A 15,996-nucleotide genomic window follows, 5' to 3' on the forward strand; every position below is an offset into this window, starting at 1 on the left:
GACGTTGTAGCACTTTGATTTGCGCATGATCCTTTCCGAGGATCGATTTCCGATTTCGGGGTCATGCGCTAGCTGGATATTGCTTCTGGAATGACCGATCCGGTGTTCTTCGCGCCCTCACGCCGGTATACGGCCGGCGAAGTCGCGAATCTGACCGGCTCGATGCTTGTCGATTCCGCTCTCGCCGATGTTTCGATCGATGCTCTGGCTCCCGCCAACGAAGGCGGCGAGAACGCCCTTGTCTTCGTCGATGGCAGGCGCAATTTCGCCCTGATGCAGTCACTGCGGGCGGCAGCGGTTCTCTGCCCTGCCGAATTTGCCGCCAAGGCGCCAGCGGGCATCGCGGTTCTGGTGCATCCGCGCCCGCAGCAGGCTTTCGCAATGGTCGGGCGCCTGCTTTTCCCGGCGGCTGCGACGCCTGGACCGATGACCGGCGAAACCGGTATCTCGCCGCACGCCCATATCGATGCGACCGCCCATGTCGAGCCCGGTGCGATCATCGAAGCGGGCGCGGTCATCGGACCGCGCGCTGCCATCGGCAGCGGAACCGTCATTGCCCCTCATGCGGTTATCGGTCCGTCCTCGCAGATTGGCCGCGACGGCTATGTCGGTCCAGGTGCCAGCGTGCAATATGCATTGATCGGCAATCGCGTTATCATTCATGGCGGCGCCAGGATCGGCCAGGATGGCTTCGGCTTTGTGGCCGGCGCAAAGGGTCCGGAGCGGGTTCCGCAGATCGGCCGCGTCATCATCCAGGACGACGTCGAGATCGGGTCGAATACGACCGTCGATCGCGGCGCCATGTCCGACACGATCATCGGCCAGGGCACCAAGATCGACAATCTGGTGCAGATCGCGCACAACGTTCGCATCGGCCGCAATTGCATAATAGCCGGGCTTTCGGGTATTTCCGGTTCAGTGACGATAGGCGACAACGTCACCATGGGTGGCGGCGTCGGCCTTGCCGATCATTTGACCATCGGGTCCGGCGCCAAGCTTGCGGCAAGAAGCGGGTTTATGAGCAATGTGCCTGCCGGTGAGATTTGGGGAGGATATCCGGCGCAGCCGATGGCGGAAGCCATGCGCGAGATAGCGGCCTTGCGCAGACTTGCACGGACGCGCAGACAGGGTGAGGGGGGAAATGGCTGACATCGCAGCGGCGACGCTCGAAGCGGTTGACATAATGCGGCTGATGAAGCTCCTGCCGCACCGCTATCCGTTCTTGATGATCGACCGTATCGTCGACATAGATGGCGACGAATCCGCAATCGGCATCAAGAACGTCACCATAAACGAGCCGCATTTCCAAGGTCATTTCCCTGACCAGCCGGTCATGCCCGGCGTGCTGATCATCGAGGCGATGGCGCAGACGGCCGGCGCCATCTGCATCCGCAGCCTTGGTACGGAAAAGCCGTCGCTGGTTTATTTCCTGACCATCGACAATGCCAAGTTCCGCAAGCCGGTCGTTCCAGGCGACCAGCTGAAAATTCATGTGAAGAAAATCAAGAAACGCGGCAATCTTCTCAAATTCGCTTGCGAGGCCCTCGTCGATGGCGCCAAGGCGGCGGAAGCGGAGATCTCGGCGATGATGGTCGCAAGCGGCTGACAAACGAATGCTAATGAAAATCCAGACAGTCATCCATCCATCGTCGGTCATCGAGGCAGGCGCCCAAATCGGCGAAGGCGCCCGCATCGGGCCCTTCTGTCACGTCGGCCCCGATGCCGTGATCGGCGACCGCGTCGAACTGGTCAGCCATGTCTCGGTGATTGGCGCGACCACCATCGGTGCATCGACCAAGGTTTATCCGATGGCGATACTGGGCGGACCACCGCAGAACACCAAGCACAAGGGCGGCCGTACCACGCTGGTGATCGGCGAGAACTGCACGATCCGCGAAGGCGTCACCATGCATGTCGGCACCGATTCCAGCCGCGGCGAGACGACGATCGGCGACAACGGCAATTTCCTTGCCTATGCCCACATTGCCCATGACTGCGTGGTCGGCAAGAACGCCACCTTCGCCAATCAAGCGACGTTAGGCGGGCATTGCGAAGTCGGTGATAATGTCTACATCGGCGGCCTTACCGCGGTTCATCAGTTTGTCCGCATCGGCGATAACGCCTTTCTCGGCGGCTGCTCGGCGATCGTCGGCGACGTCATTCCCTACGCCATCGCCGTTGGCAACCGTGCCAGCCTTCGCGGCCTCAACATCATTGGGCTGAAGCGCGCCGGCCTGCCACGTTCGGAGATCCATTTGCTGCGCAAAGCCTATAAGACGATCTTCGATCGCTCCCGGACCGTCGGCGAAAACATCGAATTCGCCAAGGCGGAGTTCGCCTCGTCGCCGACTGCCATGAAGATTGTCGATTTCATCGCCGGTCGCGGCAAGCGGCACTATGCCGTGCCGTCGCTCAAGGGTGGCGACGGCGACGATACCGATGATGAAGACTGAGAGCAGATGACGAAGATTGAGGCTGCCGGAAAGGGCCTTGATCTCGCGCCAGATGCCAAGGTCGGCATCATCGCCGGCGGCGGCAGCCTCCCGGTCGAAATTGCCCGAGCGCTCGCCCGGCAAGGCAAATTGCCCTTCATCGTGATGGCGGCGGGCGAGGTCGACCGCATAGCCGATTTCGAGCCCTATGAGCAGGCAACCTTGAGGCTGGAAGACGTCGGCTCGCTGTTGCCGATCCTCAAGCGGCATCACGTTACGCATCTGGTGACCGCGGGTCATATCACGCGCCGCCCCAGGCTGAGCGCCATGCGCCTCAATTTGGGCCTGCTCGCCTGGCTGCCCAGCCTTTTCGTCGGTGTAACCCGGGGAGACGATACGGTGCTGAAATTGTTCGTGCGCAGGATCGAGCGCAGCGGCATCAAAGTCGTCGGCGCTCACGAGATCGTGCCGGAGCTGGTCGCCGCCGAAGGACTGCTGACCAAGGCGGCGCCACGCAAAGCCGACTGGCGCGACATCGAGGCGGCGCACGCGGCGGCAAAAGCCATCGGCGCGCTCGACATCGGCCAAGCGGCTGTTGCGGTCGGCGGCCGCGCCATTGCGCTGGAAGGCGTCGAAGGGACTGACGGGCTGCTCGAGCGGACAAGGGAATTGCGCGGGCACGGCAGGCTGGCGGGCAGGACGCGCGGTGTCCTGGTCAAATGCGCCAAGCCCGGTCAGGAACTGCGTGCCGATCTGCCCTCCATTGGCCCGCTGACCGTCGAGGCGGCGCATGCCGCCGGACTGGCCGGCATTGCCGTAGAAGCCGGCCGCTCGCTGGTGCTCGAAGGTCCCGCCACCATCGGGCGTGCCAATGCGCTCGGCCTGTTCGTGATCGGGCTGCCTGCTGCGGAGCCGGCGCATGGCGAATGAGCGGCCGTTGAAGATAGCCGTCGTCGCCGGCGAGGAGTCCGGTGACCTGCTTGGCGCCGATCTTGTGCAGGCGTTAAAGCGCATGACCGGGCGCGACGTTCGGCTTGTCGGCATCGGCGGCCGCCATTTGCAGGCGCTCGGCCTGGCGCCATTGTTCGACGGCAGCGAGATCGCGCTGATGGGGCTTAGCGCCATCCTGCGCGACCTGCCGCGCCTGATGCGGCGGATCGGCCAAACGGCAAACGCGATTGCCGGTGAAAAGCCCGATTGCCTTGTCACCATCGACAGTCCGGATTTCTCGCTGCGCGTCGCCAAAAAGGTGCGTGCCGCCGATCCGACTATCCCGATCGTCCACTATGTCTGCCCGAGCGTGTGGGCTTGGCGGCCGGGCAGGGCGGCGGCGATGAAACCGTATGTCGATCACACTCTTTGCATCCTGCCGTTCGAGGTGAAGGAACTCGCTCGCCTGGGCGGGCCGCCCGGCACCTATGTCGGGCATCGCCTCGCACACGATCCGGGCATAGTCAGTGCCGCCAGGGCGCAGGCGCAGCCGCGTGACCTGTCCGCCGATCACGTCAAAACGTTGCTCGTATTGCCCGGTTCGCGTCGCGGCGAGGTGCGACGCCTGGTCGGGCCGTTCGGCGAGACGGTGTCGATCCTGCGGGCGCGGGGGCACCGCTTGCGCCTGCTGTTGCCGACGGTCCCGCACGTAGCCGACCTGGTCAGGACCTCGGTTGCGAGCTGGGACGAGAAGCCGGAGATCATCCTTGATGCCGAACGCAAATGGCAGGCCTTCGGCAAGGCGGATGCGGCGCTGATCGCGTCGGGGACGGTATCGCTGGAACTTGCACTGGCAGGTGTGCCGATGATCTCCTGCTACCGGCTCGATCCGGTCATGCGCATGGCGCAGCCGCTGATCAAAGTATGGAGCGCAGCCTTGCCCAATCTCATTGCCGACCGGCCGATTGTGCCGGAACACTACAATCAATATGTGCGGCCGCATTATCTGGCGCGGCAACTGGAAGCGCTGTTCTCCGATACCGCCTACCGCACCTGGCAGAAGCACGGTTTTGCCGACATTGCCGGGCGTATGGCAATCGCCAAGTCGTCAGGCGAGATTGCTGCGGGGGTGGTGATGGGGATGGTGAGGAAGTGGTGAATAGTGAATAGCGAGTAGGAAATGGTGCTGGCGGTAACGGCCAAGCTGCTTCAGCTACTACTCGCTACTCGCTACTCGCTACTCGCTACTCGCTATCTTCACCGCTTCGCGATCGGCACGTAATCCCGTTCCGGCGCGCCAGTATAGAGCTGGCGTGGGCGACCGATCTTCTGATGCGGATCCTCGATCATCTCCTTCCACTGCGCGATCCAGCCGACGGTGCGGGCGACCGCGAACAGTACGGTGAACATGGTGGTGGGGAAGCCCAGCGCCTTAAGGGTGATGCCGGAATAAAAATCGACGTTAGGGTAGAGCTTCTTCTCGATGAAATAGGAATCGGTCAGCGCGATCTTTTCCAACTCCATGGCGATGTCGAGCAGCGGATCGTCCTTGATGCCGAGCTCGCCCAGGACTTCGTGCGCCGTTTTCTGCATGATCTTGGCACGCGGATCGTAGTTCTTGTAAACGCGGTGGCCAAAGCCCATCAATCGGAACGGATCGTTCTTATCCTTGGCGCGCGCAATGAATTCCGGGATGTGATCGACATGGCCGATCTCGCCCAGCATGTTCAGCGCTGCCTCGTTGGCGCCGCCATGTGCGGGACCCCACAGGCAGGCGATGCCGGCAGCGATACAGGCAAAGGGATTGGCGCCCGACGAGCCGGCCAGGCGGACGGTCGAAGTCGAGGCGTTCTGTTCGTGATCGGCGTGCAGGATGAAGATGCGCTCCATCGCGCGCGCCAGCACCGGATTGATCTTGTATTCCTCGCAAGGCACGGCGAAGCACATATGCAGGAAGTTGGCTGCGAAATTCAGCTCGTTCTTCGGATAAATGAACGGCTGGCCGATGTGGTATTTGTACGCCATCGCCGCGATTGTCGGCATCTTGGCGATCAGCCGCATTGAGGCGACCATGCGTTGATACGGATCCGAGATGTCGGTGGAATCGTGATAGAAGGCCGACAGCGCGCCGACCACGCCGCACATCACCGCCATCGGATGCGCATCACGGCGGAAGCCGGTGAAAAAGCGCGACATCTGCTCATGTACCATGGTGTGGCGCGTCACCCGGTAGTCGAAATCGTCCTTCTGCGCCTTGGTCGGTAATTCACCATAGAGCAAGAGATAGCAGACTTCGAGGAAGTCGCCGTGCTCGGCCAGTTGGTCGATCGGGTAGCCGCGGTGCAAAAGAATGCCGGCATCGCCATCGATGAAGGTGATTTCCGATTCGCAGCTCGCCGTCGACGTAAAGCCGGGATCATAGGTAAAGACGCCGGCGGTATTGTAGAGCGAACCGATGTCGATGACGTCAGGTCCTACCGAACCACTTCGGATCTTGAATTCATGGGTTTTGCCGCCGAGCTCCAGCTTTGCCGTCGATGCCTGGGTTTTGCCGCCAAATTCCATTTTCGTCGCAGGTTCGGTCATAGCAAACTCCTTTTTGTTTCCTCAGGCCGGCAAAGGCAAAATATCTGAACCCAACACGTCAAAAGCATCGGAATATGCACATTTGCGCCCGCAATTGTATCTGCGCGCCAGATTAGGCCAAGGCCCAATGTTGCACTGCGAAACACACCTTTCAATGCCAATCTTCTTGGGCCAGTTCGCTAATCGATTTGATCAGCGATCCGCGCCAGGCTTTCCTCGCGGCCCAGCACGGCAAGCACATCAAAGACACCTGGCGAGGTACTTTTGCCGGTGAGCGCGGCGCGCAAAGGTTGGGCCACGGCGCCGAGTTTATGGCCGCCGGCCTGCGCGTAGTCGCGGATCGCGACTTCAGCCGAGGCGGCAGACCAGTCCGAAACCGTGGCCAGTGCCGCATGAGCGCCTCGCAGGATCGCGCGCGCCTCACCGCTGAGCAGCGCCGCCGCCTTCTCGTCGACCGGCAGCGGCCGCTCGACGAACAGGAATGCAGCCCCTTCAACAAGTTCGACCAGCGTCTTGGCGCGCTCCTTCAGGCCGGGCAAAGCGGCAAGCAGTTGCGCCTTGCGTCTGTCGTCGAGGCGGGCGGCGATTGCCGGGCCGCCTTCGAGATAGGGCAGAGTGGCGATGAAGGTGTCGAGCAGCGCCGCGTCGTTCATCCGGCGCATATGCACGCCGTTGAGCGCCTCGAGTTTGGCGAAGTCGAAACGGGCGGCGCCCTTGTTGACATCGCCAATGTCGAACCATGCGATCATGTCGGCAATCGACATGATCTCATCGTCGCCGTGGCTCCAGCCAAGCCTCGCCAGATAGTTGAGCAGCGCCTCCGGCAGGTAGCCCATGGCGCGATAGGCCTCGACGCCAAGCGCACCGTGCCGCTTCGACAGCTTGGCGCCGTCGGCACCGTGGATCAGCGGGATATGCGACATCGACGGCACCTCCCAGCCCATGGCCTGGTAGATTACGGTCTGGCGTGCGGCGTTGGTCAAATGATCGTCGCCGCGGATGATGTGGGTGATGCCCATGTCGTGATCGTCGACGACGACGGCATGCATGTAGGTCGGATTGCCGTCCGAGCGCAGAATAATGAAATCGTCGAGATCCTTGTTGGGAAAACGCACGTCGCCCTGGACGCGGTCATGCACCACCGTCTCGCCGTCTGTCGGCGCCTTGATGCGGATCGCCCCCTTGGCGCCGGGCGGCGCCTCCGACGGGTCGCGGTCGCGCCAGCGTCCGTCATAGCGGGGAGGCAGCCCCTTGGCCCGTGCGCTCTCGCGCATTGCTTCCAGCTCGGCAGGCGTCGCATAACAATAATAGGCCTTGCCCATGCGAACGAGCTCCTCGGCCACCTCGCGATGGCGCGGCGCACGCTCGAACTGCGACACCGGCTCACCGTCCCATGTCAGGCCAAGCCAGGAAAGCCCGTCGAGAATGGCTGCGGTTGCCGCATCGGTGGAGCGCTCGCGGTCGGTGTCTTCGATGCGCAGCAGCATCGTGCCGCCTGTGTGCTTGGCATACAGCCAGTTGAACAGCGCCGTGCGCGCGCCGCCAATATGCAGATAACCGGTGGGCGAGGGGGCAAAACGGGTGACGACCTTATCGGGCATGGAACTCTCAGGCGGGCCAAGGAAGTGGGTTTGCGGACTTTCGCGCGTTGCGCGTTCATGTAGCATAGGAGGTCGAGGGCGCAAGAGGCAGACCCGATGGCTGTGCGAGGCCGTGGTGCGGGCGAGGGCGAGGACGCTGGTAGCGGCGTCAGCGAACGCTTGCTGTTTGCCGCTCCCCCGCCTGCCCTGCCGGTATCGGCATTGCTGCCCGCTCCGCGCTTCGATGCTCCGTCGCTGCCGGCCAGCGACCCAGCAACGGTTCCGGTGCCTGCGTCCGAGCCCATCGTGCGCCTACGCCGGCGTTTCCGCCTCCCGTCACCATCCCGCATCCGCAACAGCGTAACCTCGGCAGCCGGCCTGGAACTCGACCGTGGCGTCGCCTTCCTGCTGGTGCCGGTGTTCCTCGCATGCGGGGTGGTCGTATATTTCGCGCTGTCGGTGGAGCCGGCCTTTCCGCAGCCGATCGCAATCGTGCTCCTCGCGGCCCTTTGTGCCGTCATCTCGCGGTCATGGCCCAGGACCCGCCTGTGCTTCATGGTGGCGCTGCTCTGCGCGCTTGGCGTGCTTGCCGCCAAGTTCGAGACCTGGCGTGTCGGGACGCATATGCTCGGTTCCGAAATCTCGACGCGGCTGACGGGTCGTGTCGTATCGTACGAGCCCATGGCGAGCGGCCGCATCAGACTGACAATCGATGTGATCTCAACCGCCAGGCCGACGCTGCGCTACATGCCGGAACGGGTCCGCATTTCGGCGATGAAGATACCGGCTGAGCTGGCCGCTGGTTCCGAGATCACCGGCTATGTGCGGCTGCTGCCGCCGACCGGCCCGGTGCGGCCCGACAGCTATGATTTCTCCTTCGACAGCTATTTCGCCGGTATCGGCGGCAGCGGCTTCTTTCTCGGCAATCCGAAAGTCGTGGCTTCGGGCAGCATGCCGCTTGCCGCGCGGCTTTCTTCCGCGATCGAAGACGCGCGCGAATCCATCGCCGACCATATCCGCAGCCGCATCGGCGGCGCCGAGGGCGAGATTGCTGCTGCGCTGATCGTTGGCGTGCGCGCCGGCATTCCCGAGGAGATCAACGAAGCGATGCGGCGTACAGGCATCTACCACATCATCTCCATCTCGGGGCTGCATATGGCGTTGGTCGCCGGCACCATCATGGCGCTGCTACGCGGCGCCTTTGCGCTGTTTCCCGACTTCTCATCGCGACGGCCGGTCAAGAAATATGCCGCAGCCGCCGCGCTTTTTTCGATTGCGGCCTACCTCGTCTTTTCCGGCATTGTGGTAGCGGCCGAACGCAGCTTCATCATGCTGGCGGTGATGCTTATCGCCGTGCTGTTCGACCGGGCCGCGCTCACCATGCGCAACCTGGCGATCTCGGCCATCGCGGTCATCGTGGTGTCGCCGCACGAGGTGGTCGGTCCGAGCTTCCAGATGTCCTTCGCCGCGACGGCGGCCCTTGTCGGCGCCTATGCCGGCTGGTCCGACTACCGCGCCGGCAGGGCCACCACGCCGCCGCCGCGGCGGTCGCCGCTACGCCTCGCCACGCGAAAGGTCCTGCTGGGCATGGGCGGCCTGGCGATGACCTCGATCATTGCAGGGAGCGCCACGGCGCTTTTCGCCATATGGCATTTCCAGCGCGTGGCGCCGCTCAGCCTGTTCGCCAATCTGGCCATCATGCCCATCGTCTCACTGGTCGTCATGCCCTTCGCCGTCCTCAGTGCGCTGGCGATGCCGTTCGGCGCGGATGGGCCTTTCCTATACGTGATGGGCAAAGGGCTGACGGCGATGATCGCCCTGTCCGGGTGGATCTCCGAGCGCTCGCCGATCGATGCGGTCGGACTGATTTCGCTGAGATCTGTCCTTTTGGTGACGATCGCCCTCGTCATTGCCAGCATGGCGACGACCTGGTTGCGGCTCGCGGCACTTCCTTTTGCGCTCGCCGGCTTGCTAACGACAACGCAGACGCGCGTACCCGACGTATTGATCTCGGAGGACGCACGGCTGGTCGCGCTGCCGATCGGCAGCGGTGAGCTCGCCGTCAACCGGGCACGCCCGAATGAGTTCACGATCGACAACTGGAAACGCGCGCTCACATCAGAGGCTATCGTCGCGCCGGAAACACCTGGAAAGAACGATCCGCAATTCGACATTGCCGATCCGGCCGACCTACCGCCGGGCATGCCGTTCATTTGCACGGACGGTCTCTGCCTCGCCAGGCATCCATCCGGCGCGATCATTGCGCAAGCCAAGGACCGCGATACCGCACGGCCAGCCTGCGCCTTCGCCAGCTTGATCGTCATCGACGACGCCACCGCCCATAATCCCTGCTACTACGACCGGCTGGTCCTCGTCGTCACCAAACGGCAACTGGCGCGCGCGGGAAGTGCGGCCGTCTATTTCGATCCACAAGCGGCAACACGCGCCGAAATCCGCTTCGCCGTCGAAAAATCATACCGGCCCTGGCACGTGCAGCGGAAATTTTCACGCGCGGCGCGCGGCCTGCCGCCATACCGCAGAGCCGACAATCCAAAAGCCGGCACCAAGGGCGCAACTCAGTAGCGGCGGATCAGCCCAACGAGCTTGCCCTGCACCTTGACCCTGTCTGGTCCGAAGATGCGCGTCTCGTAGGCCGGATTGGCGGCCTCCAGGGCGATCGAGGCGCCCTTGCGGCGGAACCGCTTCAGCGTCGCTTCCTCCTCGTCGACCAAGGCCACCACGATCTCACCGGGGCTCGCCGTATCGGCGTTGCGGATGATCACCGTGTCGCCGTCGAAAATGCCAGCCTCGATCATCGAATCGCCTTTGACCTCGAGCGCATAATGCTCGCCGCCCATGATCATATCCGGCGGCACCGAAATCGAATGCGTCTGGTGCTGGATAGCATCGATCGGCACACCAGCGGCGATGCGGCCCATTACCGGGATCGAAACGGCGGCGACGACATCGTCGTCATTGCCGGCTGCAGGGACGCGCGACGATGTGGGCTTGCCCTGCCGAGGGGCACCTTGCCCAAGACTGCCCTGGATGACACTCGGCGAGAACTTGCGTGCCGCATTGAGGCCGGGGGCGATCGAGTCAGGCAGGCGTAGTACCTCCAGCGCACGGGCCCGGTTGGGCAAACGGCGAATGAAGCCGCGCTCCTCCAGCGCCGTAATCAGTCGGTGGATTCCGGATTTGGAAGCCAGGTCGAGCGCTTCCTTCATCTCGTCGAAGGACGGTGGGATACCGCTTTCCTTCAACCTTTCGTGGATGAACATAAGCAGTTCGTGTTGTTTGCGTGTCAGCATAGCGACCCCCAACAGAATCAGAAAACAAACCCAGAACAGACACTATCTGTTCCAGTTGTGTTCCGCAACTGTTTAAAGTTTAATGAATGCGTTAAGGCTCGGGAAACAAACGACGTCCCCTACCGGCGTACCGTATTTTCGCCGCCGCGAGCCTCATCGCCTTGATTCTGCTTTCGTTTGCGCCGTTCTGGCCTCCTAGAAGGCGGTACTGGCATCGGCCGTCGGTCGGCAAAGGGCACGGAAGTGAACCCCTATCGACTGTGCGGTTTGGTCAATGCGCCGTGAACGAAACGAACTCAAAACGCCAACCTCGGGCTAACTCCAGGTTTCCACCGCCTGGTCAGGCTGCTTCTCGCCGGTGGAGCCTTGCACGCGCAACCAGGTAATAGAAGAACAGAAGAACAGTTGATGCGTGTCCGGCGTTGCGTTGGATTTTTTGGGGGAGCAGGCAAATCATGACGGGAATTCCCGATCTCGTGGCCGTAAAGGCGATGGATGCCGCGGATCCGCTGGGCGCGATGCGCGACCGCTTTGTCTTGCCGCAAGGAGTGATCTATCTCGACGGCAATTCGCTAGGAGCTGCTTCACGTGCCGCTTTCGATGAATTGTACAAGGCCGCGACCGAAGAATGGTCGCATGATCTCATCCGCGCATGGAACACGGCCGGCTGGTTCAACATGCCGCTTGAACTTGGCGACCAGCTAGGGCGCCTGATCGGTGCCGCGGTCGGCCAGACGGTGGTCTGCGATACGACGTCGGTCAACATCTACAAGCTGCTGCACGCCGCCATGGCCATGCGACCGGAGCGGCAGGTCATCGTCGCCGAGGGCGATAGTTTTCCGACAGACCTCTACATGGCTGAGGGTGTGGTTTCGACGCGAAAAGATGCGCTGCTGCGCCTCTCGGGGGTCGACGCGCCGACCATCGAAGAGCTGATCGACGAACGCACCGCGGTGGTGCTGGTCAACCACGTCAACTACAAGTCGGGCGAACTGCGCGACATGCCGACGCTGACGCGCAGGGCTCAGGAAGCCGGGGCGATGATCGTCTGGGATCTCTGCCACACCGCCGGCGCGATGCCAGTCGAGCTCGACAAGGCAAACGCCGATTTTGCCGTTGGCTGCACCTACAAATATCTGAATGGCGGCCCGGGCGCGCCTGCCTTCATCTATGTGGCTGAGCGGCATCTTTCCGACATCCAGCAGCCGCTCACCGGCTGGTGGGGCCATGCACGGCCCTTCGCCTTCGAGCCAGGCTATGCGGCCGGCACCGGCATCCGCCGGTTTCTGTGCGGCACCCAGCCGGTCCTGTCGATGCGCACGCTGAAGGGCGCGCTCGACATCTGGAACGATGTCGACATGACGGCGGTGCGCAAGAAGAGCATCGCGCTGGCGGATCTGTTCATCGAGCTTGTCGAGGCAAAGTGCGGCACTTACGGGCTCACGCTCGAAAGCACGCGCGATGGGGAAAAACGCGGCAGCCAGATTTCATTCATGCATGAGCATGGCTACCAGGTCATGCGCGCGCTGATCGAACGTGGCGTGATCGGCGATTTTCGCGCGCCATCGACCATGCGCTTCGGCTTCACCCCGCTCTATGTCGGCTATGCCGATGTCTGGCAGGCCGTCAAAGTGCTTGAGGATATCCTGCGCACCGGTGCGTGGAAGGATGCGCGCTTCGCCATCAAAGCAGCTGTCACTTGAGATTGATGCGAGAGCTGGAATCGTGAGGCTGGCGACGACGTGCCGCGCGATGCTCACGGCTAGGTTGCAAGGCCATATTGCCAGGGAGGGCGCAGGGTGTTCGAACGTCACATTGCCGATTGGGACAACGCCTATGCCAACGGCGCCAACATAGCCGGCAGCGATCGCTGGCCGGCGGCCTGGATCGAGTCCGCGCGGGTTTTCCGCGACGTGCTTTCGACCGAGGGCAGGGCGCGGCTCGACATGGCCTATGGCGACAACCCACGCAACCGGCTCGATCTTTTCCTGCCGGCCATCAAGCCCAAGGGACTCGTGGTGTTCGTTCATGGCGGCTACTGGATGGAATTCGACAAGAATTTCTGGTCGCATCTTGCCGCTGGCCCTGTTGATCGCGGCTATGCGGTGGCGATGCCGTCCTACACGCTCTGTCCGCAGATACGCATTGGCGGAATCGTCAAGGAAGTCGGCGCGGCGATCGGCAAGGCGGCGGCGATGGTCCCAGGGCCGCTGATGCTGACCGGGCACTCGGCCGGCGGCCATCTTGTTAGCCGGATGGTTACGGCGACGACGCCGCTGGCGCCCGAAGTCGTCCGGCGCGTTCGTCACGTGGTGTCGATCTCGGGGGTGCATGATTTGCGCCCGATCATGCGCACCGGCATGAACAAGACGATCGCGATCGATGAGGCCGAGGCGCAGGCCGAAAGCCCGGTGCTGCTGCGCCCGATGGACAAGGCCCGCCTGACCTGCTGGGCCGGCGGCGGCGAGCGCGCCGAATTCCTGCGTCAGAGCGCGTTGCTGGCCAACATCTGGATCGGCCTGGGTACCGCGACCAGCTCGGTCGTCGAGCCTGACCGGCATCATTTCAACATCATCGACGGTTTGGCCGATCCAGACCATCCGCTGACCCGGACCTTGATCTCGGAGTGAGGCAGGTTCAGCGTAGCATCAGCACGTCGCAGGGGGAGCCCGCCGCCGCGGCAGGCGCGAACGGCGCGCGAACGATCAGCCCGTTGGCATCGGACAGCATTTTCAGCATCGAGGAGTCCTGGATGCCGAACGGCGTCGCCACGAGCGTACCGGCGTCATCTATGACAACAGCCCGCACATAATCTTGCCTGAGATCGTTGGCCGGCATGGCAGCACCGAGCCCTGCCCGACGGATATCCTGCTGAAAGGCGCGGCCGCCGAGCCGGGCCAGCAGCGGCTTCAGGAAGAGCTGAGCACACACCAGACTCGCCACGGGATTGCCGGGCAGGCCGATGCAGCGAATGTCGCCCAGCCGCCCGAACATCAGCGGCTTGCCCGGTCGCATGGCGATCTTCCAGAAATCGAGCGTCATGCCTTGCCCGGTCAGCACGTCATGGACGAAGTCGTGGTCGCCGACCGAGGCACCGCCCAGCGTGACGATGACGTTCGCGCCAGCCTTCACGGCCTTTTCAACCAATGCCGCGATCGCCTCCCTGCGGTCCGGCGCGATACCGAGGTCGAGCGCCAGCGCACCGACCGACTGTGCGGCGGCAGCGACACCATAGGCGTTGGAGGAGATGATCTGGTCAGGGCCAAGCTCGCTGCCCGGCGGCAGCAATTCGTCGCCGGTGGCGATGATGGCGACCAGCGGCCGTTTGACCACGCCGACCTCGGGGTGGTTGGCCGATGCCGCCAGCGACAAGGCGGCCGAATCGAGCAGGCGGCCTTTGGGCAGCAGGACATCGCCCTTGGCGAAATCGAGCCCAAGGCGGCGGATGTTGCGTCCCTGCACCGTCGGCTCTGTCACTTCGACCTTGCCGCCGCCGAGGTCGCGGACGTTCTCCTGGATAACGATAGTGTCGGTGCCTGCGGGAAGCGGCGCGCCGGTAAAGATGCGCACGGCCTGCCGCTGCTGCACCGTTCCGGCAAAGCCGCGTCCGGCCGGCGCCATGCCGATCACCGAAAGGCTTGCCGGTAGGGACGCGATGTCGGCCGCCCGCACGGCATAGCCGTCCATGGCGGAGGCGTTGAACGGCGGCTGGGTGCGGAGCGCCACAACCGGCTCCGCCAGCACGCGGTCGGCGGCATCCAGCAGCGCGACACGTTCGCCCGGCAGCGCAACTGCTCCGTCCAGCAGGCGCTCGAGCGCCTCGGCAACTGGGACCAGCGCCATTAGCGGCCTGCCTCGGTGGCCCCGGTGATCTTGTAGTCGCCGGATTTGCCGCCGGTCTTTTCAACCAGCCTGATGCCGGAGATGACCATTGCGCGGTCGACCGCCTTAGCCATGTCGTAGATGGTCAGGCAAGCGACCGAGACGGCGCTCAGGGCCTCCATCTCAACGCCGGTTTTGCCGGTGACGCGGGTCAATGCTGTGACCTTCAGGCCGGGCAAAGCTGCGTCCGGCTCGATGTCGACAGATATCCTGGTCAGCAGCAGCGGATGGCAGAGCGGGATCAGTTCATGCGTCTTCTTGGCCGCCATGATGCCGGCAATGCGCGCGGTGCCCAGCACGTCGCCCTTCTTGGCGTCGCCGGCGAGGATCATGTCCAGCGTCTCGGGCCGCATCGCGACAAAACCTTCCGCGACTGCCGTGCGCACCGTCTCAGCCTTGTCGCCGACATCGACCATGTTGGCTTCGCCCTGCGCGCCAAGATGGGTGAGGGCGGCCGCCATCTCAGATCGCCTCTGCCGGCGCCTTGCCCGTCAACAGCAGGCGCGTTGCCGCGGCCACGTCCTGTTGACGCATCAGGCTCTCGCCGACCAGGAAAGTAGCGATGCCGCTCCGCTCCAGCCGGCGGCAATCGTCATGCGAAAAGATCCCGCTCTCACTGACTAGAAGGCGGCCGCCCGGTACCATCGCTACCAGCCGTTCCGAGGTCTCGAGGCTGGTTTCGAAAGTCCGGAGATTGCGATTGTTGATGCCGATCAGCCGCGACGACAGCCGCAGCGCACGTTCCATTTCCGCCTCATCATGCACTTCGACCAGCGCGTCCATGCCGAGCCCGAAAGCTGTCGCTTCGAGTTCTCTTGCCAACGCGTCGTCGACGCTGGCCATAATGATCAGGATGGCATCGGCGCCCCATGCCCTGGCCTCGTAGACCTGATAGGGGTCGAACAGGAAATCCTTGCGTAAGGTAGGCAACTCGACGGCAGCGCGCGCAGCGGTGAGGAATTCGGGCGCGCCTTGGAAAGAGGGTGTGTCGGTCAGCACCGAAAGGCAGGCGGCACCGGCTTTCGCATAGGCCCTGGCCAGCGCCGGCGGATCGAAATCGGCGCGGATCAGGCCTTTGGATGGGCTAGCTTTCTTGATTTCGGCAATCAGCGCAAACCCGCCGGATTTGCGCGTTGCTTCAAGGGCGGAAAGAAATCCGCGCGGCGCGTCGGCATCCGTCGCCCGTGCCTTGATCTCGGCCAATGGCACGCGTGCCTTGGCCGCCGCGATCTCGTCGCGCTTGTAAGCCTCGATCTTGCGCAGGATGTCGGACAT

The 15,996-nt window shown here is 63.3% G+C and carries 14 protein-coding genes; 8 read left to right on the top strand and 6 right to left on the bottom strand.

Annotated features, from left to right (window positions below; all coding sequences use genetic code 11):
* Positions 1 to 90: 90 nt before the first annotated feature.
* The 5 genes from lpxD to lpxB are packed head-to-tail and all read left to right on the top strand — an operon-like array spanning position 91 to position 4,521.
* Positions 91 to 1,149: a UDP-3-O-(3-hydroxymyristoyl)glucosamine N-acyltransferase gene (gene lpxD, locus NKH50_RS03440; RefSeq protein ID WP_352876688.1), complete on the top strand. Its 1,059-nt coding sequence runs from the start codon at positions 91 to 93 to the stop codon at positions 1,147 to 1,149.
* The gene (gene fabZ, locus NKH50_RS03445; RefSeq protein WP_023674942.1) at positions 1,142 to 1,606 is read left to right on the top strand and encodes a 3-hydroxyacyl-ACP dehydratase FabZ; all 465 of its coding nucleotides are present in this window, start codon (positions 1,142 to 1,144) and stop codon (positions 1,604 to 1,606) included. The genes lpxD and fabZ overlap by 8 nt, the downstream gene beginning before the upstream one ends.
* A 13-nt stretch (positions 1,607 to 1,619) precedes the next feature.
* The gene (lpxA, locus tag NKH50_RS03450) at positions 1,620 to 2,453 is read left to right on the top strand and encodes an acyl-ACP--UDP-N-acetylglucosamine O-acyltransferase (protein ID WP_352478915.1); all 834 of its coding nucleotides are present in this window, start codon (positions 1,620 to 1,622) and stop codon (positions 2,451 to 2,453) included.
* A gap of 6 nt (positions 2,454 to 2,459) precedes the next feature.
* Complete coding sequence (locus NKH50_RS03455; RefSeq protein WP_502906830.1) at positions 2,460 to 3,362, top strand: LpxI family protein; 903 nt, start codon at positions 2,460 to 2,462, stop codon at positions 3,360 to 3,362.
* Complete coding sequence (gene lpxB, locus NKH50_RS03460; protein WP_352876691.1) at positions 3,352 to 4,521, top strand: lipid-A-disaccharide synthase; 1,170 nt, start codon at positions 3,352 to 3,354, stop codon at positions 4,519 to 4,521. Before NKH50_RS03455 ends, lpxB begins: the two co-directional genes overlap by 11 nt.
* A gap of 98 nt (positions 4,522 to 4,619) precedes the next feature.
* On the opposite strand, the gene gltA is transcribed toward lpxB, so the two are convergent.
* Positions 4,620 to 5,948, bottom strand: a complete 1,329-nt coding sequence (gene gltA, locus NKH50_RS03465; RefSeq protein WP_254817305.1) for a citrate synthase — start codon at positions 5,946 to 5,948, stop codon at positions 4,620 to 4,622.
* Positions 5,949 to 6,127: 179 nt separating this feature from the next.
* On the bottom strand, positions 6,128 to 7,549 hold the full coding sequence (gene gltX / locus NKH50_RS03470) for a glutamate--tRNA ligase (protein WP_352705976.1): 1,422 nt from the start codon (positions 7,547 to 7,549) through the stop codon (positions 6,128 to 6,130).
* 96 nt (positions 7,550 to 7,645) lie between these two features.
* Between gltX and NKH50_RS03475 the strand changes: the two genes are divergently transcribed.
* Positions 7,646 to 10,111 carry a ComEC/Rec2 family competence protein gene (locus NKH50_RS03475; protein WP_352705973.1) on the top strand — a complete coding sequence of 822 codons (2,466 nt, stop codon included), beginning with the start codon at positions 7,646 to 7,648 and terminating at the stop codon, positions 10,109 to 10,111.
* Here the strand turns inward: NKH50_RS03475 and lexA are convergent.
* Positions 10,105 to 10,839 (bottom strand): transcriptional repressor LexA, encoded by a 735-nt coding sequence (lexA, locus tag NKH50_RS03480; protein ID WP_023674949.1) that lies wholly within the window; start codon positions 10,837 to 10,839, stop codon positions 10,105 to 10,107. The genes NKH50_RS03475 and lexA overlap by 7 nt on opposite strands.
* A 455-nt stretch (positions 10,840 to 11,294) precedes the next feature.
* Between lexA and kynU the strand changes: the two genes are divergently transcribed.
* Positions 11,295 to 12,542: a kynureninase gene (gene kynU, locus NKH50_RS03485; protein ID WP_352507315.1), complete on the top strand. Its 1,248-nt coding sequence runs from the start codon at positions 11,295 to 11,297 to the stop codon at positions 12,540 to 12,542.
* Positions 12,543 to 12,638: 96 nt separating this feature from the next.
* The gene (locus tag NKH50_RS03490) at positions 12,639 to 13,469 is read left to right on the top strand and encodes a hormone-sensitive lipase (RefSeq protein WP_352876694.1); all 831 of its coding nucleotides are present in this window, start codon (positions 12,639 to 12,641) and stop codon (positions 13,467 to 13,469) included.
* Between the two features lie 7 nt (positions 13,470 to 13,476).
* Here NKH50_RS03490 and NKH50_RS03495 read toward each other — a convergent pair whose 3' ends face one another.
* Genes NKH50_RS03495 through trpC form a run of 3 tightly spaced genes read right to left on the bottom strand, consistent with a single transcriptional unit; the run spans position 13,477 to position 15,996 of the window.
* Positions 13,477 to 14,682 carry a molybdopterin molybdotransferase MoeA gene (locus NKH50_RS03495; RefSeq protein ID WP_352876696.1) on the bottom strand — a complete coding sequence of 402 codons (1,206 nt, stop codon included), beginning with the start codon at positions 14,680 to 14,682 and terminating at the stop codon, positions 13,477 to 13,479.
* On the bottom strand, positions 14,682 to 15,182 hold the full coding sequence (gene moaC / locus NKH50_RS03500; protein WP_352876699.1) for a cyclic pyranopterin monophosphate synthase MoaC: 501 nt from the start codon (positions 15,180 to 15,182) through the stop codon (positions 14,682 to 14,684). Before moaC ends, NKH50_RS03495 begins: the two co-directional genes overlap by 1 nt.
* Position 15,183: 1 nt before the next feature.
* Positions 15,184 to 15,996, bottom strand: a complete 813-nt coding sequence (gene trpC, locus NKH50_RS03505; RefSeq protein ID WP_352876701.1) for an indole-3-glycerol phosphate synthase TrpC — start codon at positions 15,994 to 15,996, stop codon at positions 15,184 to 15,186.

This window comes from Mesorhizobium sp. M1027 (assembly GCF_040318745.1).
Classification (GTDB): domain Bacteria; phylum Pseudomonadota; class Alphaproteobacteria; order Rhizobiales; family Rhizobiaceae; genus Mesorhizobium.